Genomic DNA, 26786 nt, shown 5'->3' on the forward strand with positions numbered 1-26786 from the left:
ATAGTCAAGTTTTATAAGAAAACTATATTTACATTTCATAATATTATTCCAAACATATAACAACCATCTCACAATAATTTACGGTTTCACGTAAAAACAAAAACCTCGCTTAAAAACATTTAGCGAGGTTTTATATTTTATTGTTTTTTTTGTTCAATAACTTTGCAATACATCATTAGCTATGCTAGCAAAACGAAAGCTTAGTTATTATGAATAAAATTGTATCTAAATTCTAACCATTCAAAGTGGTCTTTCTTAAATTTACGTGAGAATAATTCTTTTTTAGTAATTTCCTCTAAATTCATTTCTATTTCTTTTGTAAACTCTTTGAGTATTTCAATGATATCAACCTCTTCAGAATTATCTTTTCCAACAATTAATATATTTCCACCCCATTTACTTAAAGTTGATTGGGATAACTTGTAGAAATCAATTTCATTTGAATTTGGGATATTGTAATTTGTTGTATGAGAAGCTAATTTATTTCTAATTTCAATTAGTTTAAGACTTTTAAATTTCTCTTTTTTTATCTTTTGATTTGAAACATTAAAAAGCCTATTTAAATCTAAAATTGCACCAAGTTGTAAATATGAAGCATTTAAAACACCATAAAGTCTTAAGTACATTTCTCCTAAATCTTCTTCTTTTTTATATAAACCATTTTTATAAACGTTTTCAATAGCATATTGAGAATCTTCGATTAAATCTATACAAGCTCTTAATAAATCTGGATCAGTTATTTTTTCGAATTTTAGTTTTTTCGTTAGTTCCTTTCTATATTGTTCTTCTTCATAAATATTTTTTACAGGAGTATATCTTAAAATTCCTAATAATATTTGAGCATAAATTTCTATCCTAGAATGTAATGATAAATATTCTTCATCTGTCATATTAAAGATTGTCTTTTAAAAATTACAACTAACATTATTTTTCTACTAAGTAAAATATAGTCAGTTTCGTAAAAAAAAACAGCTATATCTATATTTCGTTATATTATTTCAAACATACAAAAACCATTTAACAATAAATAACGGTTTCCCTCAAAAACAAAAAACCTCCCTAAAATAGCTTTTAAAGAGGTTATTATTTATACTATTGTTGTGCAACAGTTACACTTGTTATGTGATGTTATTTTTTGATCGCTCTCAATCTAGTCATAACTTCATCTCCATAATTTGTAAGACTCCAATATGTGCCAGAATCTTTTATACTGCGAGTTTTAGAACTTTTATTTAATAATCCTAAGGCTCTTAATTGTACTATGATTGTTTGAAAATCTGCATCGTTAATTTCATAATCATAGAATTTACCACCACTAGGAAGCCCAGATTTTTTTACAAATCGTTTTTTTAATTCAACAAAAGCATATTTACTAATAGTCAATTTTAGAGTGTTTGTAGAGGCATCATCTATCATACTTGGAGATAACCAATAAAAAATTTGATTCCAAGTTGTTTCCAATGTTTCAGTATAAAATTTCGAATCATAGCGAGAACTACCAAATCTAATAAGAAGTTCAATTGAAAATTTGTCATTACCTTGTGATAATTCAGAAGTTCCCTCTGGAGCTTTGGTTCTACTTTCAATTAATTTATTTTCTAAATCCTCAATTTGATTCTTTAATTTTAAAATTTCTAAATTTGCTTCAGTACTAGTTTTAACATTCCCTCTAATCCAACCAATTCCAGGATATTTTTTTTGTAAACTAATTAAACTTCTACTAACGACAGAACCCAATTCTTGTGGAGTACTCCAATATTTACACATTTTCTTTTGGGCTAAGCCTCTAAATTCGTTCAATTTGTTTTGACCTTCTTCTGTTTTTTCAGTGTTTTTTTTGGGTAATGCGTCTGGATCTTTATGAAGAAATGCGATTACAGGTTTTCCTGTTTCTAAAGCATATCTATATTCCATTTCTGTGTAGCTTAAACCACTTTCACTTAAAGAACCATATCTACCAGCAATTACAACAATGTAATAATCACAATCATCGATAACACCTTTTATTAAGCTCCATTGATCATCATTTGAAGCAGGAAATAACTCCATTCCAGCAGGAATACAATCTAATTCTAACAAAGCCTGCATAATTTCTTGTCTTTCTTCAAGTAAATCAATATAAGTTGAACTTACAAAGACTTGGTATTTTTTATCCATATTTTAGGGGAATAATATCACATAATATTAGTTTTTACGAAATAGTTTAGTTTTTTAAAAAGATAACTATATCAGCATTTCGTAAAATCAACCCTAAATATACAAACAAAACTATATTATATACATTATTGTGTAAAACAAAAAACCTCCCTAAAAACACTTAGCGAGGTTACTATTTATACTATTTTGTGTTTTTGTACCTAAAATTATAAGGTTGTAACAATTACCGATATTAGATACTCGTTTAAATTTTTACAATCCATTGACAACCTGTAATCTGACGAAAATTACTCATTACTAACAAGCTATAAAATAATTCGTAGTTTTTAATTTCTTCTATGTCTTTATTTAAATCCGCAAAAGAATTTGCTAAATATTCATTTTCACTAACAATCGATTTTATTTTATCGCTAAACTCAATTAAAAAATTCTTATTGTCTCTCCGTTTTTCTGAAGACACCTCATTTCCTTTTATATTATTAATAGTTTCTAGAATATTTATGTTTTCAATTTTTGTAGGTTCACTGCAAGCTATTGAATAGGTTCCTGATTTAATATAAGTATTTCTATGATGTCCATTTAAATCAACGGCTTTAGCAAAATTTGTATGTTCAATAATATTTCTTCTAATTTTAACAAGTTCATTAATGTCATTAGTACAAGGAGAAGCATAAACTACGAGTACATCAGAATTAAATTTCTGATGTATATGATTTAACAAATTTTGTTGTTCAATATATATATCATACCTCAAATATTTTTGATTCCAAAATTTCCATTCTGTACCTAAAGGAGAAGTAATTAGTTCAGGTCGTTTATATTGAAAAAGTATATTAGCCTTCATTTCGGGAATATTACTTATTTCATATTCTAACAAGTTTTCCATCTCGTCAGCAATTTTGCGAAGACTTATTCCCAAAAAGTGAGGGGTAAACCAAAAAGGGTATCCAAGTAATCTCCAAAGTCGTCTATTTTTTGATAATGTTGAAGAATCAAAACCTAAACTTCCTTCCAAAACTTGTCCAGGTGGAAAATAGATTTCAGATCTTCTATCAAGTTCATTGTTGAAATAACTTTCAAATGTTTTCTCCTCAAATTGTGCTTTCATATTTTTTTAAATGATACCTAACATTATTTTTTCACGAAATATAATATATAAAAATTTATAGATATGATCATATCTACATTTCGTAAAAATCTTCTCAAACATACAACAACCATCTCATAATAAATTACGGTTTTACGTAAAAACAAAACCTCTCTAAAAATGCTTTTAAAGAGGTCTTTATTTATACTATTATATCTTTGTTCCTATAATTTGATTTGTGCAACAGTAACTGATACTAGTTGGATTTTGCTATATTAATAAATTACTAGAAAATATTTATTGTTTGTTTTTTTGGTCTTTCTCCATTTTTTAACCAATCGTCAAAAATTGTATACTTTAATGAATCTTCAATAACAAATAGTTTTTTCCCTAAACCTATTGTTTGGACTTTTTTAATAAAAGGATAAAGAGATAGATATTCTGTTCCTACATATGAACTTGGTGCATTTGAACTTTTTGAAACAGGAATTATAGCGCAGTTACTTGTGTTTCCATCTACATAACCTAATTCCCAAGGCATCCATTTCGATACCGCTGCATTAGTTGAAATAGCAAGCAATAATGACTTTGATATTTTCAATCGATGTTGAATTAGTTTTGCATCCTCTTTTGTTACATTTGATCTATCTAAATGAGAATCAACAATCCAATCAACATATACAGAATAACCTTCGTTTGTTAATTCAATATAAAGGCCTTCAACTTCTTCTTTGTCAAGAAAACTGTGAGAAAGAAAAATATCAAAACTCGTATGATTTTTTTTACTTTCATTTAGTATTTGATTACTGAAAAGAACAGTTTTCCTTTTCGAAAGGTTTTTAAGATATGCACTTGTGTATATTTCCATTACTTAATATTTTTAAAGTGTCTGACCCAGCTATTAATAATTTCAACAATTTCTGATGATAATTTTTTTTGCATTTTTTTTAATTCAAATTCGAAAACGAAAGAATCACTTATTTGCGCATCTAATATTCCTTCAGGATAGACTTTGTCTTCTCTTAAGATTAAAATGGGTAAACAAGCTTGGTAAGCCATTCCTGCTTCAATTTGAATCCAAGGAGAGGAAGTATATTTATGAATTAATTCTTTAGAATTTTTTGAAAATTCTTTTTCATATCCAATATAACTGTGATGTCTTTCTAGTCCAATAACTATAGCTGCAACACAAGTATCCATAATTTCTTTAATAGGTTTTAATGGACTTCTAAAATTCCAATTATTTTTACCCAAGTTGGTTGGATTCAATCCGTGTTTTTTTAATTCAAGCTCTATTAGTAAAAGAAAATTCTCTTGATACTTATTGTAAGGTGTTGGATGTGATATAAAAACATTGGTATCTTTATTCATATTTGTTTATACTAATAAGCCTGTTACTTCAAATTTTGTTTCGTTATTAAATTTTTCCTCTTCAAAACTTCTAATCTGCACTTCTTCTAATTTTAAAATTGTTGGTTTAATATTCTCATGACGATCGATTGCATCTTGAAATTTTAATTTTGTTAATTCTTCAATTAAAGTGACTGAAACTTGGTAGTTTTCATCTTCTTTAAATTCAAGAAATGGTTTTAATGATGATTTCTTTTCAACTATGTCAAAATCTCGGAAACCTATCTCATCAATTAAATCGTCATTTCTCAATGGATTTATTTGTCCCATTAAAAAGCCTGCTCTATAGAGATTACCATCATCTTTTAAATAATAAATAACTTTCCAAAATAAAATTGGAATTTTAAATATAGTATTGTCATGAAGTCTTACTTTAAATTCAGGGTCTAAAGTGTCTAAAACAGGACCAGTAAAAACAGATACTTTAGCAGGTTCAGTTACTCGTCCTTTAATGATAATAGCATTTTCTAAGTGTTTCCATAGCCCATTGTTTAGATTATCATGTTGAGGAACTGCGTTCGGATAATAGAAGGTGCTAATAGCGGCATTCTTAGCTTCCTCTTTATTACCATTCATATCCCATTGAACATCTTCTCTCTTAGTCATGTGTCCTTTTTCAATGGTTGCTGATTTTATAGTGTTAAATAAACTATAATCTTTTGTTGTTAGTTGTTCGTGATCGTTTATTCGACTATCTTTTTTGAATGAACCAGACCTTTCAATTTTTTCGAATTCAGTTCTGTAAATATTACTAGCACTTATTATAGGAACTCTTCTACTTTTACTCTGAATAACACTATAATAAATATAATCTAGAATTGGTGTCTCATTTTCTTTATTAATTGCAAGATCACTATAATATTCACTATAATCAGGTAATTCTAATACTTGATTATCATTTATAAATTTATTATCATATCCACTCATAAATATTTAAATTTTACCTTCTCTAACTAATCTCCAATAATGATGTCCTAATGAAGTTAGTTTACATTTTTTTGAGTTCATGGCAGCGAAATACATATGTTCCTCACCTTCAGGAATTATTAAGCCAACACTTTCTAGTTTTTGTAGATTTTTAAAAATTTTTATATTTTCAGCTTTCGCATAAGGTTCTTTTACTTCATGCGAGACATCATTTGAATTTGTAAACTCAAATGATGGATCTAACTGAAAGTTATCAGATGTTGAATGAAAATATTCTGTAAGTGTTCTTATAACACTTAATGGGATTTGAGGAATTACACTCCTTAATTTTACAAACTCAGTAACATTTGTTTTAAAAACTGGTCTTTGTTCATGTGCTCCCAAAGCTTGGTCAATATATGCATAAAGCCCTCCTGGAGATATATGCCCCCTAATATCAGCTGCACCTCCCTTAAGGCCTTCGATTAATAAATTTGTAAAAACACCGTGACCATTAATCTCCTTTGAAGGCTCATCTTCTCTAGATGATGTCAAGATAGATATACCTGAACTTATAGGTGTAATAGAACCACTTTTATTAGGAACAGCAAAGCTTCCAGATTTACAACAATCAAGTATTATAACTTTATTTCGAGTTTCTGAGACATTTGCCAAACTTAGAATATGATCCATTGAAATTCCTTCATCATAACGTTTATGATCTGGTGTTACTATAAAACCACCTAATTCATTTACATAACCATGACCCGCGAAATAAAGAATATCCATGTCTGCCTTAACTTCATAAAAATCAGAAATAGCAGTTAATAATTCGGATTTTGATTGAACGTCAAATATAGTTTTTACTTCAAAATTTGTTTCATCATTTCCGTTAACTTTCAAAAGTTCAGAAATGATCTTTGCATCATTTACAGCTCCTTTTAAAGGATGAGAAGAATATTCATTAATACCAATTACTAATGCTTTTTTTTTCATCTATTATTTATTTTTTCCTTCTTTCATACATTGCTCTATTGCATTAGCAATGGCATCCCAGTTCCAAGAGATAGTTCTATTTCTTTGTAAACCTTCTGGTAATGTAGAATTTTGATTTGCACCATCTACATAAATCCCAAATACAGGAACATTTTGTTCTTTTGCGAATGTAATTTCTTTCTTTACTCCACCTGCTGTAGACATACTTTTACCAACAAGTACAATCAAAATATTGCATTTGTTGATTTTTGATTTAATTAATGCTTCCCATTCATTTTGTGGTAAATGGGATTTTGAAGACCAATCTTCAATTTTGAATGGTGTTCTTGAATTTATTGATTGTCCAATAAAATATTTTTTTTGTCCTTCGTTGTTGTCAAAATCAAAACTGATAAATGCTCTAGGATTTGCCATACTTATTATAGTTAATTAATTTATTTATTCTAAATAATTCTAAAGAAATACTTATATATGTATACCATAAAATTAAACTCAAATATACAAACAAAACTATATTTTATACATTATTGTATAAAATATAAAACTCTGGAGTTAATCAAATCTTATTAATTAACTCCAGAGTACTATTACTAACTTTAACCATGCCTACTGGTTAATCTTACTAATCTAGATATTTAATTTTAAACAAAAAGTTTTTAATTACTTAGTATCTTTTATTTTTTCAAATTTTTCTAACTTTTTAAGTAATTCTAATTCTTCCATATTAAAAAGTATAGGATTATGTTCATTAGTATTTGTAATCGCCATAATCAATTGACCAAATCTAAAATCAGGATTTTCCAACCATAATTTCTCAATCTTTTTAATGATTGGTGTAATTCTTTCTGGGTTTCTCATCTTGTAATAAAATAAATGATAAGCTTAACTTCTATATAGCTTCAATTTTCATCACCTCACTTTTCAAAACTTTAGTGCCTGATTCATTATAAGTTTGTTGTATGGTTACTTTGATTCTGTCGTACTTTGGAGTTGAAAAATTTAGTAATTCTCCAATACTTTTATATCCAAATGCTTTTGCTAAAAGTGTGATATGACGAGTTGAATATTTGTGTTTTTCACGATAATTTTCAACATTACCAATGAAACTTTTTGCCAAACCCATTTTAAGACTAAGTACTTCTTGTGAAAAATTTTCTTTAATTCTTAATCTTTTAATGTGTTGTATTAACTCAAAATCAAATTGAGTAGTTTCAAATTCAAAATATTTTATCATTTTAATTAAAATATTCACACCAATATGTTGGTGTATTAAAAAATAATGTTATATTTGTATTAGCGATTTGATAATTAGACTTTTAATAGTCTTAATTAAACGATGTGACTCGATTCCAAAACGACCAATTTTACCATCGAGAACACCGTGAAATCGCTCTATGTCTAAAAAAGTATTACTTTTGTATAAGGCATGTGAGCGGTTCTCACGTTAGCTTTAGATGGTAACTTTATAATTCTCGGATTTTAAAGACGGGTTTGGTCGCCCATGGATCTAAAGTGTGAGGCCGCTCCTTGTCTATTTGACAAGCATATTTTCTTACTTTAGAAGCATCGTTCCATAAAACCCAACACAAAATGAGAACGAAACAATTTCCATTCATCCGTAAAAAACCGCCAGACAAAGTCTGTTAGTTTAACCATTCTTTTTAAAGAACAAACTCCGTTTTTCTAGACATTTAACGGAACGTAAAGCAAAGGGTAACCTTTCTTTACACACTCTCTATCAGAGCCTCGGTAAGGAGACTTTGACGGCAATCGTTTTATCTTTTTTATTCGCACACTAAATGTAAAACGTTTAATATCATTTTCCAAATTTATTGGGGTTCTACTACCTATTATTTAGATGTGTGACATGAGATTTTAGTATTGAGAGGATTGTATTATGTAATAAGAAGTATGTAAAATGTATTTGAGATTAAGATCAAGGATAAGATTCTTCGACAAGCTCAGAATGACAACGAAATGGGATTCTGATACGAGCTCAGAATGACAAAATCCGTTTTTAAAAATGATAACGAATTTGAATATTGAAAAAGGATGTAGAAAATGTCATATGATTTGGAGATGAGTGTCAAAAAGTTGAAAGTCATGATTAAAATGTTTTACTGTTTGCGTAGCAAATGATTTAAAACATTGAATGACTGAAACTAATTTTGACCGTCGAAAATCAAAGACTTGATGTTTTGTAACTTTTGCATTAAGGTAAAAGTTAGAAGAATAAGTGAAAATAAGATTCTTCGACAAGCTCAGAATGACACAACCTGTTTTTGAAATTTATAAAGAATTTGAGTATTAAAAAAAAGACGTAAAACGTTAAGCGTACAACGTAGAACTTAATATAAACCGGCATTAAAACTCTCACGTTAAGAAAATGGTTGTATGGAGCGTTAAAAAGATTTTAGCCTGCAAGGTTTTTAAAATATTTAGTGGAGTGAGAACATTTTTAGTAGAGAGTTTTACAGCCTTGACTTGCTTGTGCTGAGCATGTCGAAGTATAGTTACTTTTTAGTCAAGTAAAAAGTGACAGAAATAGATTCTTCGACGAGCTCAGAATGACAAAGCTTGTTGTTATATGTGAATTAGACTATTAATAAAAAAACGTCAAACGTTAAGCATACAGCTTAAAACTAAATATGTAAACCGTATCACGTTAAACGTATTACGTAAAACGTATAAAAAACTCCCTTCCCAAAAACAAAGTTGCCGCGATGTACTGGAAAAGGAGTGGCTTTTAAAACTAATGTTGAATTAAAAACTTATGTAAAATTATGAAAAAATTTTACTTCAAAATCAACAGCAAGGCTTTTGCCGTTATGTTGAGTCTGCTTTGTACAACACCATTGTTGGCACAAACAGGAAAAACCGTGACTGGAACGGTAAAAGAACTTCAAGTCCCATTAGTGGGCGTAATGATAAAGGAGGAGGGAACCAATAATACCACCTTTACCGATTCAAATGGATACTATTCGTTGACCTTACAAAATGATGATGCTAAACTAATTTTTGAGCAATTGGATTTTCCTATTCGTGAAGAAGAGGTGTTGAATAGAAGCGTGATCAATATAAGTTTCACAAAAGACGACAACGAGATTCAATTAAAAGATGTGGTAATAAATGCGGGCTACTATGCTGTAAAAGATAAAGAACGAACGGGATCTATTGCACGTGTTACGGCAAAGGATATTGACAAACAACCAGTGAATACGGTGTTGGATGCCTTACAGGGTAGAGTAGCAGGCTTAAGTATAACTCCTTCTTCTGGGAATGCGGGAGCAGGCTATGAGGTGAAGATTAGAGGACAGAATAGTATTAATGCGGGGAATGATCCTTTGTATGTGATAGATGGAGTGCCTTTTTGTACCACAAGTTTAGGTTCGTTTGCGCTTGGTGGGACGATATTACCTGGAGGAAAAGCAAATCCATTGAATACGCTTGATCCAAAATCCATTGAATCTATTGAGGTGTTGAAAGATGCGGATGCAACGGCTATTTATGGTTCGCGTGGAGCGAATGGGGTGATTTTGATTACCACAAAAAAAGGAAAGTCAGGCAAAACATCTTTTTCTGTTGATGCCTCTACAACGATGATCACACAAGCAAAGTCTCTTCAATTATTGTCCACAGAAGAGTATCTTGAAATGAGAAAAGAAGCTTTTGCCAATGATGGACTTACAACATATCCTGTCAATGCGTATGATTTGAATGGGAGTTGGAATCAATCGCGGTATACAGATTGGCAGAAAGAATTACTTGGAAAAACAAGAAGTAACAATCGCTTTAGTTTAATGGTAAGTGGTGGAAGTGATCACACAAGTTATAGTGTAGGAACCACCATGATGAAAGAACGTGCGGTGTATGATGGAAATTTTAATTACTCGAAATTAGGTATCTATTCAACCTTACAGCATCAATCCCCAAATCAACGTTTCAAGTTGAACTTATCGACTCAATATAATTATGATCGTAATTTTTTGCCCACAGCAGATCTTACTCGTATTTCTTATACATTGGCTCCTAATGCACCTGCATTGTATACGGCAACTGGTGAATTGAATTGGGAGAATAATACATGGTCTAACCCATTGGCGACTTTGAGAAGTACGTATCGGAATAAAACGACGAATCTGAATGCAAATGCTATGGTTAGTTATCAAGTATTAAATGGGGTAGCTTTTAAAACCAGTATGGGGTATCAACAAACAGATTTTGATGAATTTCAAGCCAATCCACATACGATGAGAAATCCTGCTTCAGGAGGAGATAGTTCATCTTCTTATGTATTGAAGAGTGATAATCAACAAAATGGTTGGATTGTAGAACCTCAGTTAGATTTTACGTATCCGTTTATTGGTGGAAAATTAAATGGAACGATTGGAGGGACATTATCCGAACAAAATAGAAATCAACTTTCATTATTGGCATCTGGTTTTGCAGATGATTATCTGATGCCTAATATTATGGCTGCAAGTTCTGTTTATTACTTAAGCGAATCGGATGCCCAATACAAATATGCTGCCATCTACGGACGCTTGAATTATCAATTGAAGGATCGTTATTTTTTTAATTTAACAGGAAGACGAGATGGTTCGAGTCGTTTTGGTCCAAACAACCGTTTTGCGAATTTCGGGGCAGTAGGTGCAGCCTGGATTTTCTCGAAAGAGAATTTCTTAAGTGATCAGCCGTGGTTAAGTTTTGGGAAAATCAGAACAAGTTATGGGGTAACAGGAAATGATCAAATAGGGGATTACCAGTATATCGATACTTATACAATTAGTCAAGGTGGATATGATAATAACGTTGTATTATCCCCAACACGACTATTGAATCCTAATTTTGGATGGGAGAAAAATAAAAAGTTTGAATTAGCCCTTGAACTTTCTTTTTTCAATCATCGATTGAATGCAGAATTGGCTTATTACCACAATCGTTCGTCGAATCAACTGATGAGTTACCGTTTGCCATCGACAACAGGGTTTACAAGTATTCAGGCAAATTTGGATGCTACAGTAGAAAATAAAGGGCTTGAGCTTTCTTTGAATGGGGATATCGTACGAAATGTGAATGTAAAATGGAATTCGTCTTTTCTTCTTTCACTACCACGTAATACCTTACGTTCTTTTGATGAATTGGATAAAACACCGTATGTGAATCAGTATGTGTTAGGCGAATCATTAAACATCAAAAAAGTATACCAATATGAAGGGGTAGATCCTACGACGGGAATTTTTCAGTACAAAGATTTTAACCAAGATGGAAAACTGACAGCAGATGATCGACAAGTGCTTGTTGATTTAACTCCTCGTTTGATAGGGAATTGGCAAAATAATTTCCAATACAAACAATGGTCGCTCGATGTACTGTTTCAATTTGTTAAGAAAAAAGGCTATAATGAGTTTTATAATTATGGTTTTGCAGGCGCTATGACGAATATGCCAAATGGAGTGTTAGATCGTTGGCAAAAACCAGGCGATGAAAACAAACGATTTCAACGCTTTACAACTGGGAAAAATGCTGAAGCTTTGTCAGCTTATGATAAATATTCTACAAGTACTGCAGTTATAGAAGATGCGTCTTATATCCGATTAAAATCGATGTCTATTTCTTATCGCTTTCCTATAAAATCAAAAGAGAATATCAATTGTTTGCTTTATCTACAAGGTCAAAATTTATGGACTTTATCCAAAATAAAAGGAATTGATCCAGAGACGGAACGTACTTTTTTACCAACGCCTAAACGTATATCTATCGGTGCGCGATTAACATTTTAACTTCAAAAATAGAATAATGAGAAATAGTAAAAATAATAAAATAGCACTACTTTTTATTGTGGGGTATATCAGTTTGATCTTGACTAGTTGTGAGAATTTAATTGAAATAGATTCTCCAAAAGGAGAGATTCCTGCCGAAATGGTGTTTGAGAGTTCAGAAACTGCAACGGCTGCCATCAATCAGTTGTATGCGAAGTTACGTGACGATTCGATGTTGACAGAAAATTTATATGGATCGAATGTCACAATGGGATTTTATGCGGATGAATTTGATTATTACGGTTCTTCAATTAGTCCTATCAATGATTATATGGAACATCGCGTATTGGCTACAAGTACCATCAATAAAACGTTTTGGACGACAAGTTACCAATTGATCTATATGTGTAATTTGGCGTTAGATCGATTAAAAGGTTCAAAAAAATTACCTGTTTCTACGAAAAATCAATTGGAAGGAGAGGCTTTATTTGTACGTGCATTGGTACATTTTTATTTAACCAATTATTATGGGGATATACCTTATGTGACCACTAGTAATTACGCCGAAAATCAACTTGTTTCTAAACAAAAACATGAGCAGGTGTATCAATTAGTTAAAGATGATTTGATGCATGCACAAGAATTGTTACCCAAAGATTATCCAACATCTGAACGAATTCGAGCAAACTATTTTACAGCAACAGCATTACGTGCACGAGTGGCTTTGTACCAAGAAAAATGGAAGGAAGCAGAGGAACAAGCGACAAGTATCATTGCGTCGAATGCTGTTTATGTGATGGAAAATGATGCTTCCAAAACTTTTTTAAAGGATAGTAAAGAGACGATACTACAATTGAAAACGAAAAAATCGGGTGATCGAACGTACGAAGCTATTGTTTTTGTTTTTGAAACAGGTCCACCAGTAACTATGGCGTTAAGTCAGCGTTTGGTTAATGATTTTGAACCAAATGATGAACGAAAGCAAAATTGGATCAAAAAAGTGACAACAAATGGAAATAGTTGGTATTGTCCTTATAAATACAAACAATATAAAGTAGGAACAACCTCGACAGAATATTCCATTCTTTTTCGATTAGCAGAACAGTATTTGATTCGCGCCGAGGCACGATTAAATCAAGGAAATATCGTTGGAGCAAAAGAAGATCTCAATGTGATTCGTCAACGAGCAGGATTAACTCCTTTTACATCAAATACACTAACTGATCTAAGTGCAGCCATTCTAAAAGAAAGACGATTAGAGTTGTTTTCTGAACAAGGCCATCGTTGGTTTGATTTAAAACGTTTGCATTTAGCAGAAACAGTCTTGAAACCTATAAAAATGGGATGGAAATCTACGGATGTTTTATTTCCTCTACCTGAGGATGAACTGCTGATGAATCCTAATCTTTTACCTCAGAATGAAGGGTATTAGGGGAGATTTTAGATTCCAGATTTTAGAGTTGTAAAATATAGTATGTATTAGAGGTTAAAAATGGGATTCTTTGACATGCCCAGAATGACAAAGCTTGTTGTTAAAAGTCAATTAGAATATTAATAATAAAAACGTAAAACGTTAAGTGTAAAACATAGAACTTAATAAAAACCGGCATTAAAACTCTCACGTTAAGAAAATGGTTGTATGGAGCGTTAAAAAGATTTTAGCCTGCAAGGTTTTTAAAATCTTTAGCGGAGTGAGAACATTTTTAGTAGAGAGTTTTACAGCCTTGACTTTTTTGTTTCGTTTTTGTGTCAAGACTTCCCCGTAGGGCATATGAATTCATTTAAAGTAGAATTAACAAAAACATGAATAAAAATGAAAGAAGTCAATTGAATGACTGAAACTAATTTTGACCGTCGAAAATCAAAGACAAGTCTTTTTTCGTTAGTTTTTTTGACCGTTCCCCGAAGGGCATATGAATACTGATAATTAAAATTAAAAATTAATGAATAAAAAAAAGTGACAGAAATATTCTTCGACAAGCTCAGAATGACAACGAGATGAGATTCGAAAACGAATCCAGAATAACAACTAATTTGAATTAGAACATGAATAGAAAAAGTTAATAGTAGAATAATAAAAATATCCCCTTGAAAGTACAAATAATGAAGTAAATTCTTTTCATAGGTTTAGGTTAGGTAAGCAATTTTTAAAACGCAAGTAAAGGGGGTATTTCATTTAAAATTCATATGTATAGATAGTTAATCTAATTGATGATGTGAAAGAACATTAAGTACTATGATAGCCTATAAACAAGCATTCATAAAAACAAGATAGCGATCCATTTTACTTTAAATACTCACACATCAATAGAGGTTTTCCTTTATTAAAACTAAACGATTACAGTTTACCTAGCCCTTTTTAGTTGGGAGGGTTAGGGTTTTTAATAATATTTATATACAAAATCTAGTACTAACAAGCTTTAGTCGAGACAATTCTTCGACAAGCTCAGAATGACAAAATCCGTTTTTAAAAATGACAACGAATTTGAATATTGAAAAAGGATGTGAAAATGTCATATGATTTGGAGGCGAGTGTCAAAAAGCTGAAAGTCATGGTTAAAATGTTTTACTGTTTGCGTAGCAAATAATTTAAAACATTGAATGACTGAAACTAATTTTGACCGTCGAAAATCAAAGACAAGAGTTTTTTGATTACTTTTTTGCTCTTAAAAAAAGTGATAGAAAGATTCTTCGACAAGCTCAGAATGACAAAATCCGTTTTAAAAATGACAACGAATTTGAATATTGAAAAAGGAATTAAAAATCCGACGATTTAGATTCTAAATGAAAAGGAGTTTCAATATTGAAATTGGATTAGAAAAATGGTATTAAAACTCTCACGTTAAGAAAATGTTTGAGTGCAGCGTTAAAAAGATTTTAGCCCGTAGGGTTTGTAAAATCTTTAGCGGAGTGAGAACATTTTTAGTAGAGAGGTTTACAGCCAAGTCTTTTTTCGTTAGTTTTTTTGACGAAAAAAAGTGACAATAAAATTCTTTAAAAGCTCAGAATGACAACGAGATGCGATTCTGAGACGAGCTCAGAATGACAAAGCTTGTTGTTAAAAGTGAATTAGATTATTAATTAAGAATAAAAACGTAAAACGTTGAGCGTATTACTTAAAACTTAAAAAAAAACAAAAATGGATAGAATAATAAAATTAATACTACTCTTTATGTTAGGGTATTTACTCCCGATGTATAAAACAATAGGACAAGAACCTAGTAAGAAACCTTATTCGGCTAGTTTGAATGAACAATGGAGTCATTCGACAAATGTACTAAAAACAAGTAATAACGGGGACTGGTTGATTGTACAAGATAGCTATCGGAAAGGGGTGAAAACCTATTTAATTCATAGTAAACGAAAAACAAAATTGCAATTGGAGGATGCACTTACCACCGAATTTTCGAATGATGGTAAATGGTTGGCATATAAGACAGATGCTAATGAATTGAAGTTAATTGATTTATCAAATTTGGATGTGAAAACATTTCAGTATTTAGTTTCTTATCAATTTAGTTTTGATTGTCATTCGACTTATGTATCCTATCTTGAAAAAAAACCGGATGGAGGTTCAGATCTTATTTTATACGATTTGAAAAAGGCAATAATTACACGAATTGAAGATGTGTCTGACTTTTTATGGAATCCCAAAGGGGATAAAATTGGTTTGGTACATACAAAACAGAAGAGTTCTGCAATTGGGGTGTACAATTTATGGGATAAAAAGATCCATTATTGGGGCGACAAAACAACTTATAAATTGTCATTACTGGATTGGAGTGCAAATGGAGTTGCGTTGGTATGGAATGAAAAGAGAGAAGGAGAGATCATTTTGTATCATTTAACCGAAACAGGACAGTTGTCGAAGTTAACCAATGAGGAGGTTAAAAAGCAATTAGATGAGACAAGTATTGGGGCATCAGATCTTTTGATATCTTCTGATGGTAAGAGTGTTTTTTTTCATAGAAATAAGAAAATAATCGATCAAAAATCAGATGTTGAAATATGGAATACAACAGATAAATGGATTACACCACGTATGAAATCTACTAGTGAAATAATCAATGGTAGATTTTTAACGAATTGGACTCCTTTGGATCAGCAGTTGACCGCAATTGGAGATAAAGACACCCCTTCTGCTTATTACAGGCTTAATCAACCTTATGCACTTGTTTATGATGCTATGCAGTATGAACCCCAATATCTCCAAGATACTTATGTCGATTTGTATGTGCGCAATGTGCAAACTGGAGAAAAGAAATTGGTTGTAAAACGAGTTTATATGGGAAATTATCATCAATATGCTGTTTTTTCTCCAAATGGTTTGGCAGTTGCTTATTTTAAAGAACATCATTGGTACCTGTATGATGTTGTACACGAAACTACCCGTTGTTTAACAGAGTCTTTGGAAGGCGATTTTTATGATCAATATGACTATTCTATTCATAACGAAGCTCCAATAGCCATTCCTATTTGGTCGGATGATGAAACAGAGATGTTGTTGCAAAATCAATATGATATATGGTTGGTAGGAGCTAAAACTTCTCTTAACCTTACAAAAGGTCAATCCAAAGGGATACATTATCGGTTGAGTAAAGCAAATAATCAGCTTGTCGAAAAAAAAATTACGGCCTATACTTTTCGTGATACATTTACTTTTGCTGAAGATCGCCCATTACTTATTGAGACCACTACAGATGAGCTGAAAAAGGGATTTGTAATGTTGCAAAACAAAACGTTTAAGAAATTGGTTAGTGGAGAGTTGAATTTTAATAAACCACAATTGTTTCCTGCTTCTCGTCAATTGATTTATCAAACGACGACTTATAATCATTCACCAACAATCAATAGGTATGATTTTAAAGCGAAAAAAACGGAGTTGATTTACCAAAGCAACTCTTTATTAGAAGACTATGATTTAGGAAGATCAGAAATTATAGATTATACCTATGCGAATGGGATTCATTTAAAAGCAACTTTGCTATATCCAGTAGGATATGATGCAACAAAACAATATCCAATGGTGATTAATATTTATGAGCAAACAGCTAATGAAGTATTTAATTTTGAACCACCCTCTTTGTATGGGGTTAAAGGTTTTAATGCATTAAATTATGTGACAAATGGGTATTTTGTTTTATTACCTAATCTACATTATGAGATAGGGCATACAGGGGAATCTGCTTTAAAGTCAGTCGAATCGGTGATTAAAGAAGTGACGAGCAGTAATCCATCCATTGATGGTAAACGGGTAGGTTTAATAGGGCACTCGTTTGGTGGATACGAAACTGCATTTATTGCGACAAAATCAAAACTAATCAAAGCAGCAGTTGCAGGAGGAACTGTCACTGATTTGCAGACATGGTCGCATGATGTACAAGGTAATGGATGGGATACCGATCAGTTTTGGCGTACAGAGAGTCATCAATCTAGGATGGGAGAGAACTATTATAATGCAAAAGAAAATTATAAAAATAATTCCCCTTTGGATCAAGTTGAACAGATGACGACTCCATTGTTACTATGGGCGGGCAAAGAAGATTTCAACACCCATTGGTACCAAAGTAAATTTCTTTTTATGGGAATGAAACGCTTGAATAAAAAAGGTCAATTGGTTTTGTTTGAAAATGAAGGGCATTATATTATGAAGCCCGGAAATCAACGTACATTGTCGGAGTTGATTATGAAGTGGTTTGACCATTATTTGAAGTAAATTATAAGAAAGGAGTGTACTTCTACACTCCTTTCCTTTGTCATTATGGACGATGAGTCATTGGTACACTACAAAATGTATCGTTGTTAAAACGAAAGATTTGTGGTCCAGACGAATTCAGATAAGTACAAGGTATATTTTCAATATTGTTACAATCTTGGTCAACAGGTTCACATTTACTGGTTAATGTATTGAAAATGTAACCATTTACAAATGCATCTTTTTTTGATGATTGAGCTTCAGTGGCAAATGCAAAAGCAACTGCCATCATTCCTACCCCAATTGGTAGAATTTTTTTTAAAAAAATTGTTTTCATTTTGTATTATTTTAATGTGGTGGCTTACTCTTTTGTACAGGTTTTCAGCCTTTCCCTGCATTGCGCAATTTATTTTTTTATGTCTTTTATTTTATACATCCACAGTTGATTGTCAACTATCCCAATCAAATAATTTTGATAAGCCATAAATTGTTGCATGGTTTGTTGTGGTTGATGATAAAAATAAAAGCTGTGTTGGTAACGGTTATTTTTATAGTCGTACTGATCAATGATGGTCATTCCTTTTGATAGGTCATCTTTTTCGAATCTTCCCATACGGTCGCTTACAATAAAATAAGAATTGTGGTTGGCAGTTGCGGTTAGATTAACCATAATGGTTTAGCTTCCTAATTTGTATTCTTTACTTTTTTCGAAATAGGCTAAATCAATTTGTGCTTTGGAAATGGTATCAATGGTTTTATTGTGCACAATTGGCTGTAAATTTTGATCAAGAACAATGTATTGGTTTCTGTAATAATAGAGATAGGTATAGAGATGGGCTTGGTTATTCCATTGCAATAGTCCATCTGTATCAAAGGTTCCATTGATTTGTTTGACTAAAATATCTTCTTTTGGTGTGAACATAAGTTGATTAGGTTTCAGTTTAATTTCACCTAGTATCGTAGTATTTGTTTTGGTGCTCGCTGTTACCACTGCGATAGTTGCAGAATCTTTTGGTACAAATTGATTGAAATAAATTTTTTCTTTGAAAAGGGTTGAGGCTTTCCAATTTGTTATTTTACCTCTAAATAAAATAGGCACAGTACCGTCTCCAACAAAGAAGTAGGGTGGTTGAACGACAATTCGAACCCGTTTGTATGGTAAGTTGTATTGGTCGATTATAATTTGATGTGTCTTTTCAGTAAATAAATTAAAATCAATTTCTTTTACATAAAGTGGAGCATTGTAATTCCCTAAATAGATTGCACAACTATCTATACCTGCAATATAATAATCGTTTGAAGGTAGGGTAATTTGTTTAATTTTTTGTAATGCATGTGGGATGTATTTACGAGTAAACGCATTGTTGGTCTGTGATTTTTTTTCGGATAATGCATAAAGTATAGAAACACTTGCAATTCCGATTACTAAAATTCCGAGTTGGTTTAGCCCGTAGTTTTTCCAATTTTCTGAGGTCGCTACCAGTCGAAGTGCACACAATGCAAATCCTACGAATACGAGATTAAAAATTAGATGTTCCGTCCATCCCAACTTTTCTAAAACTCCACCACATGAACAAGGGGTAAAATCCGTGAAATTCAAGATAATGATAATATAGGTAGTGAAGATGGTCATTAAGAAAAGTGAAATCTGTAAGGCTAATTTTCTAGTTCGCTCAAACATCAAGAGAACTGCTGTTAGAAGTTCCAGGATGATCACTCCATACGAAATAGGAATCGCATAACTAGCTAATAAAGGCGATTGTCCCAACTGAGTTTGAAAAGTTTCAAAATCGATGAGTTTACTTACTGCCGCATAGACAAATAAACTTATGTAAAGGTAGCAGATGAGTGTTCTTAAAAAAGGTGCAATTTTTCTCATCTTTATAGTAGTTTTAATTCATAAAAATTAACTTTCTAACATCTAACATCTAACATCTAACATCTAACATCTAACATCTAACATCTAACATCTAACATCTAATATTAGTTTTCGTCAACTTCATCATTTTCTGCATCATTTCCTCGTTTCACATAGGGATCCTTATCACGAGGAGGATCGTTTGCTTCATCTAGATATTGAGTACTATCATTCGATACTTTCTCAACAATAAGTAGGTCAACCTTAAGTTGTTCTTTTTTCTGTTCTCAATAATTTCTTCTGTTTCATAATCAACACAACTTGTGATAACAAAACTTCCTACAATAATTAAATAAATACTTTTCATTGATAAGATTTTTTAAGTTTTGAACGAAATTAATTTTAAGAAGTAGGATACCAGATACACAAGTAAGTCATAATCATAAACAGTATGCTGCATTTATAAATTTATACATTCCCATTCCTCATTATTATCAGTCAGAATGCCGTTTACAAAATATTGTATCGAAGACTCAGACGATAATTATACAATCAAAATGAAGTTCTATGTGACAAAATTTTATAAATGAAAGTAAAATATTCTTCGACAAGCTCAGAATGCCAAAATCTGGTACTAAATCTGATTAAAAATAATGTAACCGTAAACTATAAAAAACATCTCTATAATCCCATTAAGAAGATAAATTCCTTCTTTAGAAGGAGTTGAAATTCTAAAACCTTAAATTGATTAGTTGCGAAGACTATGTTGTCTGATATAATATGTTCCTTCAATAATCATAATGTAAAATTTTTGTTTTTTTATAAAGACTTTTATTTCAAATTAAATTTGAAAATTATTAAATAGAGTGTACCTTTGACTTGTGAAACTATGGGCAACTAAAATTTTAATTTTTTTATATATAACAACTTCAACTCAATTGTGTCAGTTATATAAATTGCCTGTGTTTATTTCTCATTTTATTGAACATGATAAAGGAGGAGATTTTTTGGATGAAATGAAAACTTTTTTAGTTCATCATTATGGTGGACATGAGGTTGATGCGGATTGGGAAACTGACCAAAAATTACCTTTCATGAAAGTTGAGTTTGTTCATATCGACTTTTTTTTCTCTCCCATAAAACTCTTCGATGTTTTACATTTAGATAAAGAAATTTCTACGACTTCAATCAAAACATTTGATGAAGATTTCTTATATACTCATTATTTAGATTCTATTTGGCAACCGCCAAAACAAGCGTAATTTTTTTAGATTTTACGATAGATTGATTCTTTCAGTTTATCCAATTTCAGCTATTTACAACTTGTATTTAGCATATTTTTAATCTATACAATTTTACGATGTTAAATAAAATTATTGATTTTTCAATCAAGAATAAATTTATCGTGGGTTTGTTTACGTTGGCTTTGTTGGTATTTGGTATCTACGATGCAACAAAATTACCCATTGATGCACAACCTGATATTACATCTAATCAGGTTCAAATTATCACTGTAGCGCCTTCTTTTAGTGCAGAAGATATAGAACGCTTGGTGACTTTTCCTATCGAACAAGCTAATTCTAATATTGGTGGAATTACCGAAATTCGTAGTTTCTCTCGTTTTGGTTTATCATTGGTAACCATTGTTTTTGATGACAATACAGATGTTTATTGGGCGCGACAACAAGTAAGTGAACGGTTGATTCAGGTTCAAAATGAGATTCCAGAAGGTATTGGTGAACCACAACTTGGTCCAATTTCGACAGGGTTAGGGGAAATCTATCAATATGTTGTTCGTCCTGCCGAAGGTTACGAAGATCAATATGATGAAACTGAATTAAGAACAATTCAAGACTGGATTGTTCGTCGTCAACTTTTGGGCGTTCCTGGAGTAGCGGATGTGAGTAGTTTCGGTGGAAAATTGAAACAATACGAAATAGCGATTGATCCGCAACGTTTACAATCTTTTAATCTGACAATTAATGATTTATTTGATGCACTGAGCGAGAATAATCAAAATACAGGTGGAGCTTATATCGAAAAAGGTCCTACTTCTTTATTTATCCGTTCTGAAGGTTTAATTGGTAAAATAGAAGATATCGAAAATATTTTGGTCAAACGCTCGCAAAGCGGAACACCTATTTTATTGAGAGATGTTGCAGATGTAAAAACTGGTTTTGCTACACGCTATGGTGCAATGACATATAACGATACAGGTGAAGTTTCTGGTGCAATTGTTATGATGTTGAAAGGAGCTAATAGTAACGAAGTGGTGAAGAATGTACAAGAACGCATCGAAGAGATCAAAAAGACGTTACCTGAAGGAGTTGTTATTGAACCTTTCTTAGACCGTAAAAAAATGGTTGACAATACCATTCATACGGTTGAAACAAATTTACTTGAAGGAGCCTTAATCGTTGTCTTTATTTTAGTGCTTTTCTTAGGAAATTTACGTGCTGGTTTTATTGTAGCTTCTGTTATTCCTCTAGCCTTATTATTCGCGATTATTATGATGAATATTTTTGGTGTAGGTGGAAATTTGATGAGTCTAGGCGCATTAGATTTCGGATTAATTGTTGACGGAGCTGTGATTATTGTAGAAGCGGCGATGCATCAGTTAGCACACAACAAAAAGTTTGGGTTGAAGAACAAATTAACACAAACAGAAATGGATCAAACAGTTGGTTCTTCAGCTAAAAAAATGGTGAATTCGGCTGTTTTTGGTCAAATTATTATTCTAATTGTTTATTTACCAATTTTTACTTTACAAGGAATAGAAGGGAAAATGTTCAAACCAATGGCGCAAACAGTTGCTTTCGCATTGATTGGTGCATTTATTCTTTCGTTGACTTATGTTCCGATGATGACCAGCTTATTCTTAAGTAAAAAGAAGAAAGTGAAACCAAATTTATCGGATCGTGTAATGGCTAAAATTGAGATTTTCCATCAGAAATATTTAATCAAAGCCTTAAAAGTTCGTACTATTATTTTAGCAATTGTGCTTTCTCTATTTGCTATTGCTGTTTTTGTGATGTCTCGTTTAGGAGGTGAATTTATTCCAGCTTTAGAAGAAGGCGATTTTGCTGTAGAAGCACGTATTTTACTAGGAAGTAATATTACGACAACGAAAGAATATACGACCAAAGCTGCAAAAATCTTAAAAGATGAATTTCCTGAAGTTGAAATGGTTGTGACAAAAATTGGGAGTGGAGAGATTCCTACTGACCCAATGCCAATGGATACAGGAGATATGATTATTGTATTGAAACCTAAAAAAGAATGGACTTCTGCCACAACTTTTCCAGAATTATCGGATAAAATGAGTAAAGCTTTGGAAGATGTTCCAGGACTTTCAACGGGATTTCAATTTCCTGTTCAGATGCGTTTTAACGAATTAATGACAGGAGCACGACAAGATGTGGTGGTGAAAATATTTGGTGAAAATTTAGATAGTTTAGCCAATAATGCAGATAAATTAGGAAAAATAATCAATACTGTAAAAGGAGCGCAAGACTTATATATTGAACCAATTAATGGAATTCCGCAAGTTGTGATTGAGTTTGATCGCGCTTTATTAGCGCAATATGGATTGAGTATTGGAGAAGCAAATCGTATTATTAATATGGCTTTTGCAGGACAATCTACTGGAATGGTTTTCGAAGGTGAAAAACGTTTTGATATGGTGGTTCGTTTAGCAGAAGATAAACGCGAAAATATCGAAGATATTCGAAATTTATTGATTCCTACTGCTTCTGGAATTCAGATTCCATTGAATCAACTAGCAAAAGTAGATTATAAAAATACGCCAAATCAAATTCAGCGCGAAGATGCAAAACGTAGAATTGTTGTTGGATTTAATGTAAAAGGACGCGATATAGAGAGTGTTGTGCAAGAGTTGCAACAAAAGGTTGATGCTCAAGTCAAACTTCCTACAGGATATTATGCGACTTATGGTGGAGCTTTCGAAAATTTGAATCATGCAAAAGCTCGCTTAGGTATTGCTGTTCCAGTCGCCTTGGTTTTGATTTTTGTGTTGTTATTCTTTGCATTCAAATCAATCAAAGAAAGTTTATTAATTTATACAGCCATTCCGCTTTCTTCAATCGGTGGAATACTATTCTTAGCTGCGCGAGATATGCCTTTTAGTATCAGTGCTGGAGTTGGATTTATCGCCCTTTTTGGAATTGCTGTTCTAAACGGAATTGTATTAATCTCAGAATACAATCGTCTACGTGATAACGGAATTAAAAATACAACTCGAATTGTTATTATGGGAACACGAACTCGTCTTCGTCCCGTCCTAATGACAGCAGCTGTAGCCTCTTTAGGTTTCTTACCAATGGCTCTTAGTAATGGTTCGGGTGCAGAAGTTCAACGTCCATTAGCAACTGTTGTTATCGGAGGATTAATGGGTGCAACTTTTCTTACCCTTTTTGTTTTACCAATTTTATATGTTATGTTCGAAAATATTCATTTTAAAAAGAAATCAACTCGTCATAAATCAATTCCTACAGCTATTTTATTAGTTTTAGTTTTGTTTGGAGCAACTGCCAATGCGCAAGAACGTATGAGTTTTGATGAGGTTGTAAAATTAGCTGACGCGAATAACCTCGAAATTAAACAAGCAGAATTGACAACTGTTTATCACGAGAAAAATGTATTTGCCAATCGTTCGCTTTCACCTTTAGATATAGCTGCGGAATTTGGACAAGTGAATTCGGGTGAATTTGATAACAAATTTACTATTTCACAATCGTTTCAATTTCCTGTGGTTTTTAAACGTCAAAAAGCTTTGAACGAGCAAATGATCAGTACTTCTAAAGCAAATGAACAATTGACGAAAGTTGAGATTAAACAACGATTAGCCAATTTGTATGTCAATATGCAAAATACAGAATATCAACAAGATTTATTGAAAGAAAATGAATGGATTTACCAAGAGTTTTTGAAGAAAGCAAATTTACGTTTGAAAAAAGGTGAATCAAACCGAAGTGAGGTTTCAACGGCTATTATTCAGTTGAAATCGATTCAAAATCAATTGAGATTAGTTGAGAATGAATTAGAAAATGAATCAAGACAAATTCAATTTTTAACTAATTCATCATTCAAAATTTATCCAACAAAAGATGGTGTAAATTGGAATGAAATTGCAGGATTATCTGTTTCAGGTACACATCCAATGTTAAAATTAGCGGAAGAAAATATTCAGACTTCAACGCTGGAAACTGAAGTTGAGAAATCGAAAAAAGTTCCAGTTTTAACAGTTGGATATTCAAATCAAAGCTTTTCTGATTTGGACAAAAATCGATACAATTCTTTTCAAGTAGGAGTTGGCTTACCTTTATTTAATAGAGGAATTAATTCGTCAATCGAAGCCTCAAAAGTTAAAACTGATCTTGCAAAACAAGCGTATACTTTACAACAATCGAAGTTGCAACAAGATTTTGATGTATTAAAAAATAAAGTAAATGCTTACGAAGAAATGGTAGGGGATTTTGAACAATCTCAACTTCCTGCTGCGAATGATTTACAAAAAACAATTAATCGTCAATTACTAGAAGGAGAGATTAATTTTTTGGATTGGGTGATTCTGAATAATCAAATCATCGAAGTGAAAACAAAGTTTTTAGAAGCAAAGAATCTACGTAATCAGGCTTATGCCGCAATGACTTTTTATACTGCACAATAATATGAAAAAATATATCTTAATGCTTTGTACATCTCTTGTTATAATGAGTTGTAACAAAGAAGAAACAAAACCCGAAGTAGAGCAAAAAGCAACTATTTCTACCTCAATATTAAAGTTGACAGATGCTCAATTAAAGAATTTTGAAATAGATACTATCTCTTTACGTCATCAGAATTTACCTACAACTATTCGGCTGAATGCAAAGACGGCTGTAACCCCAGAGAATACTATATCTATCACCAATGCTTTTGGTGGTTATGTGAAACGAATTGCATTAATTCCAGGAAATTATGTGAATAAAGGACAAGTTTTAGTGGTTTTAGAAGATCCGCAGTATATCCAAATGCAGGAAGATTATCTCACAACAAAAGCTTTGTTAGAGCAGGCTAATGCAGATTATGTTCGTCAAAAGGATTTGAATGCAGAGCAAGCAGCAAGTGACAAAGTGATGCAACAAGCGAAAGCGACACGTCAATCGTTGATGGTAAAGAAAAGTTCGTTGGAACAGAAACTTAGGTTAATGAATATCAATCCTTCTTCAGTCTCGTTGAGTAATATTAGACGTACCATCAATGTTTATGCACCAATTAGCGGAATGGTGAGTCAGGTTTTTGCGAATACAGGACAATATATTTCGCCAGCAGATGCGATGTTAGAAATTATTAATCCTGATCGTTCTTTATTGAACGTAAAAGTATTTGAAAAAGATCTAAGTAACATTCAGATTGGTCAATTTTTGAAAGCTTATACCAATGCAAAACCAGATCAAAAGTTAGATGCGCAAATCACTTCAATTTCTAATCAAGTGAATGAAGATGGAACGGTTGATGTTTTTGCACGAATTACGAATGCGAATGGAACGCGATTAACAGCGAATATGTATTTCAATATTGAATTGCAAGTGAATTCGCTTAATGCGAATGTTTTACCAGAAGAAGCTGTAATTCAGTTTGAAGGAAAAGATTATGTGTTCGAAAGACAAACTAAAAATCAGTTTCGATTAGTTCCTGTAGAAATAGGAGGTTCTGCGAATAAAATGATTGAAATAAAATCTCCTCAAAATTCAGGAAAAGTCTATGTTTCGAAAGGAGCATATTATCTTTTGACTGCGATGAAAAATAGTGGAGAAGAGGAGTAGGTATTTTTGAAAATATAAAATAAATTAAGAAGCTGAATTCGTTTTCAGCTTCTTATTGTCTTATTGTCTTCATTAGGAGGGTGTTTGG

The 26786-nt window shown here is 31.8% G+C and carries 19 protein-coding genes; 6 read left to right on the top strand and 13 right to left on the bottom strand.

The genetic code is table 11. The annotated features are described in order from the left end of the window. Positions 1-200: 200 nt before the first annotated feature. The 10 genes from FH779_RS06680 to FH779_RS06725 all read right to left on the bottom strand — a co-directional run bounded on the left by FH779_RS06680 (position 201) and on the right by FH779_RS06725 (position 7790). The gene (locus FH779_RS06680; RefSeq protein WP_180906480.1) at positions 201-890 is read right to left on the bottom strand and encodes a hypothetical protein; all 690 of its coding nucleotides are present in this window, start codon (positions 888-890) and stop codon (positions 201-203) included. Positions 891-1128: 238 nt separating this feature from the next. After that, positions 1129-2157 carry a DUF4062 domain-containing protein gene (locus tag FH779_RS06685; protein ID WP_180906481.1) on the bottom strand — a complete coding sequence of 343 codons (1029 nt, stop codon included), beginning with the start codon at positions 2155-2157 and terminating at the stop codon, positions 1129-1131. 244 nt (positions 2158-2401) lie between these two features. Beyond that, the gene (locus tag FH779_RS06690) at positions 2402-3265 is read right to left on the bottom strand and encodes a hypothetical protein (protein ID WP_180906482.1); all 864 of its coding nucleotides are present in this window, start codon (positions 3263-3265) and stop codon (positions 2402-2404) included. 265 nt (positions 3266-3530) lie between these two features. Then, the gene (locus FH779_RS06695; protein ID WP_180906483.1) at positions 3531-4112 is read right to left on the bottom strand and encodes a toll/interleukin-1 receptor domain-containing protein; all 582 of its coding nucleotides are present in this window, start codon (positions 4110-4112) and stop codon (positions 3531-3533) included. Beyond that, complete coding sequence (locus FH779_RS06700; RefSeq protein WP_180906484.1) at positions 4112-4615, bottom strand: hypothetical protein; 504 nt, start codon at positions 4613-4615, stop codon at positions 4112-4114. Before FH779_RS06700 ends, FH779_RS06695 begins: the two co-directional genes overlap by 1 nt. A 6-nt stretch (positions 4616-4621) precedes the next feature. Continuing rightward, positions 4622-5581, bottom strand: coding sequence for a DNA/RNA non-specific endonuclease (locus FH779_RS06705; RefSeq protein WP_180906485.1), 960 nt, complete (start codon positions 5579-5581; stop codon positions 4622-4624). Positions 5582-5587: 6 nt separating this feature from the next. After that, entirely contained in the window at positions 5588-6556 is a 969-nt protein-coding gene (locus FH779_RS06710) for a caspase family protein (RefSeq protein ID WP_180906486.1), read from the bottom strand. 3 nt (positions 6557-6559) lie between these two features. Continuing rightward, complete coding sequence (locus FH779_RS06715; RefSeq protein WP_180906487.1) at positions 6560-6970, bottom strand: TIR domain-containing protein; 411 nt, start codon at positions 6968-6970, stop codon at positions 6560-6562. Positions 6971-7216: 246 nt separating this feature from the next. Beyond that, entirely contained in the window at positions 7217-7414 is a 198-nt protein-coding gene (locus FH779_RS06720; protein WP_180906488.1) for a hypothetical protein, read from the bottom strand. 31 nt (positions 7415-7445) lie between these two features. Beyond that, complete coding sequence (locus FH779_RS06725; RefSeq protein ID WP_180906489.1) at positions 7446-7790, bottom strand: helix-turn-helix domain-containing protein; 345 nt, start codon at positions 7788-7790, stop codon at positions 7446-7448. Between the two features lie 1549 nt (positions 7791-9339). Between FH779_RS06725 and FH779_RS06730 the strand changes: the two genes are divergently transcribed. From FH779_RS06730 to FH779_RS06740, 3 genes are all read left to right on the top strand, one after another. Continuing rightward, positions 9340-12339 (top strand): SusC/RagA family TonB-linked outer membrane protein, encoded by a 3000-nt coding sequence (locus FH779_RS06730; protein WP_244958037.1) that lies wholly within the window; start codon positions 9340-9342, stop codon positions 12337-12339. Between the two features lie 16 nt (positions 12340-12355). After that, on the top strand, positions 12356-13750 hold the full coding sequence (locus tag FH779_RS06735; protein WP_221627902.1) for a RagB/SusD family nutrient uptake outer membrane protein: 1395 nt from the start codon (positions 12356-12358) through the stop codon (positions 13748-13750). A gap of 1707 nt (positions 13751-15457) precedes the next feature. Next, positions 15458-18034, top strand: a complete 2577-nt coding sequence (locus FH779_RS06740; protein WP_180906490.1) for a S9 family peptidase — start codon at positions 15458-15460, stop codon at positions 18032-18034. 43 nt (positions 18035-18077) lie between these two features. Here the strand turns inward: FH779_RS06740 and FH779_RS06745 are convergent, their stop codons facing one another. The 3 genes from FH779_RS06745 to FH779_RS06755 all read right to left on the bottom strand — a co-directional run bounded on the left by FH779_RS06745 (position 18078) and on the right by FH779_RS06755 (position 19892). Next, a complete protein-coding gene (locus FH779_RS06745; RefSeq protein ID WP_180906491.1) occupies positions 18078-18350 on the bottom strand; it encodes a DUF6520 family protein in 273 nt (90 codons plus the stop codon). A 69-nt stretch (positions 18351-18419) separates the two neighbouring features. Then, positions 18420-18683 (bottom strand): hypothetical protein, encoded by a 264-nt coding sequence (locus tag FH779_RS06750; protein WP_180906492.1) that lies wholly within the window; start codon positions 18681-18683, stop codon positions 18420-18422. Positions 18684-18689: 6 nt separating this feature from the next. Next, positions 18690-19892: a MauE/DoxX family redox-associated membrane protein gene (locus FH779_RS06755; RefSeq protein WP_180906493.1), complete on the bottom strand. Its 1203-nt coding sequence runs from the start codon at positions 19890-19892 to the stop codon at positions 18690-18692. A gap of 935 nt (positions 19893-20827) precedes the next feature. Here FH779_RS06755 and FH779_RS06760 point away from each other — a divergent pair. From FH779_RS06760 to FH779_RS06770, 3 genes are all read left to right on the top strand, one after another. Beyond that, entirely contained in the window at positions 20828-21133 is a 306-nt protein-coding gene (locus FH779_RS06760) for a hypothetical protein (RefSeq protein WP_152606051.1), read from the top strand. A 98-nt stretch (positions 21134-21231) separates the two neighbouring features. After that, on the top strand, positions 21232-25560 hold the full coding sequence (locus FH779_RS06765) for a CusA/CzcA family heavy metal efflux RND transporter (protein ID WP_180906494.1): 4329 nt from the start codon (positions 21232-21234) through the stop codon (positions 25558-25560). Between the two features lies 1 nt (position 25561). Continuing rightward, positions 25562-26698 (top strand): efflux RND transporter periplasmic adaptor subunit, encoded by a 1137-nt coding sequence (locus FH779_RS06770; RefSeq protein WP_180906495.1) that lies wholly within the window; start codon positions 25562-25564, stop codon positions 26696-26698. Positions 26699-26786 lie beyond the last annotated feature (88 nt).

Source organism: Empedobacter falsenii (assembly GCF_013488205.1).
In the GTDB taxonomy this organism is placed as follows: domain Bacteria; phylum Bacteroidota; class Bacteroidia; order Flavobacteriales; family Weeksellaceae; genus Empedobacter; species Empedobacter falsenii_C.

Bases quoted from the DNA above. Each gene is read 5' to 3' on its own strand.
- FH779_RS06680 (WP_180906480.1), bottom strand. From the start codon at position 890: ATGACAGATGAAGAATATTTATCATTACATTCTAGGATAGAAATTTAT.
- FH779_RS06685 (WP_180906481.1), bottom strand. From the start codon at position 2,157: ATGGATAAAAAATACCAAGTCTTTGTAAGTTCAACTTATATTGATTTA.
- FH779_RS06690 (WP_180906482.1), bottom strand. From the start codon at position 3,265: ATGAAAGCACAATTTGAGGAGAAAACATTTGAAAGTTATTTCAACAAT.
- FH779_RS06695 (WP_180906483.1), bottom strand. From the start codon at position 4,112: ATGGAAATATACACAAGTGCATATCTTAAAAACCTTTCGAAAAGGAAA.
- FH779_RS06700 (WP_180906484.1), bottom strand. From the start codon at position 4,615: ATGAATAAAGATACCAATGTTTTTATATCACATCCAACACCTTACAAT.
- FH779_RS06705 (WP_180906485.1), bottom strand. From the start codon at position 5,581: ATGAGTGGATATGATAATAAATTTATAAATGATAATCAAGTATTAGAA.
- FH779_RS06710 (WP_180906486.1), bottom strand. From the start codon at position 6,556: ATGAAAAAAAAAGCATTAGTAATTGGTATTAATGAATATTCTTCTCAT.
- FH779_RS06715 (WP_180906487.1), bottom strand. From the start codon at position 6,970: ATGGCAAATCCTAGAGCATTTATCAGTTTTGATTTTGACAACAACGAA.
- FH779_RS06720 (WP_180906488.1), bottom strand. From the start codon at position 7,414: ATGAGAAACCCAGAAAGAATTACACCAATCATTAAAAAGATTGAGAAA.
- FH779_RS06725 (WP_180906489.1), bottom strand. From the start codon at position 7,790: ATGATAAAATATTTTGAATTTGAAACTACTCAATTTGATTTTGAGTTA.
- FH779_RS06730 (WP_244958037.1), top strand. From the start codon at position 9,340: ATGAAAAAATTTTACTTCAAAATCAACAGCAAGGCTTTTGCCGTTATG.
- FH779_RS06735 (WP_221627902.1), top strand. From the start codon at position 12,356: ATGAGAAATAGTAAAAATAATAAAATAGCACTACTTTTTATTGTGGGG.
- FH779_RS06740 (WP_180906490.1), top strand. From the start codon at position 15,458: ATGGATAGAATAATAAAATTAATACTACTCTTTATGTTAGGGTATTTA.
- FH779_RS06745 (WP_180906491.1), bottom strand. From the start codon at position 18,350: ATGAAAACAATTTTTTTAAAAAAAATTCTACCAATTGGGGTAGGAATG.
- FH779_RS06750 (WP_180906492.1), bottom strand. From the start codon at position 18,683: ATGGTTAATCTAACCGCAACTGCCAACCACAATTCTTATTTTATTGTA.
- FH779_RS06755 (WP_180906493.1), bottom strand. From the start codon at position 19,892: ATGAGAAAAATTGCACCTTTTTTAAGAACACTCATCTGCTACCTTTAC.
- FH779_RS06765 (WP_180906494.1), top strand. From the start codon at position 21,232: ATGTTAAATAAAATTATTGATTTTTCAATCAAGAATAAATTTATCGTG.
- FH779_RS06770 (WP_180906495.1), top strand. From the start codon at position 25,562: ATGAAAAAATATATCTTAATGCTTTGTACATCTCTTGTTATAATGAGT.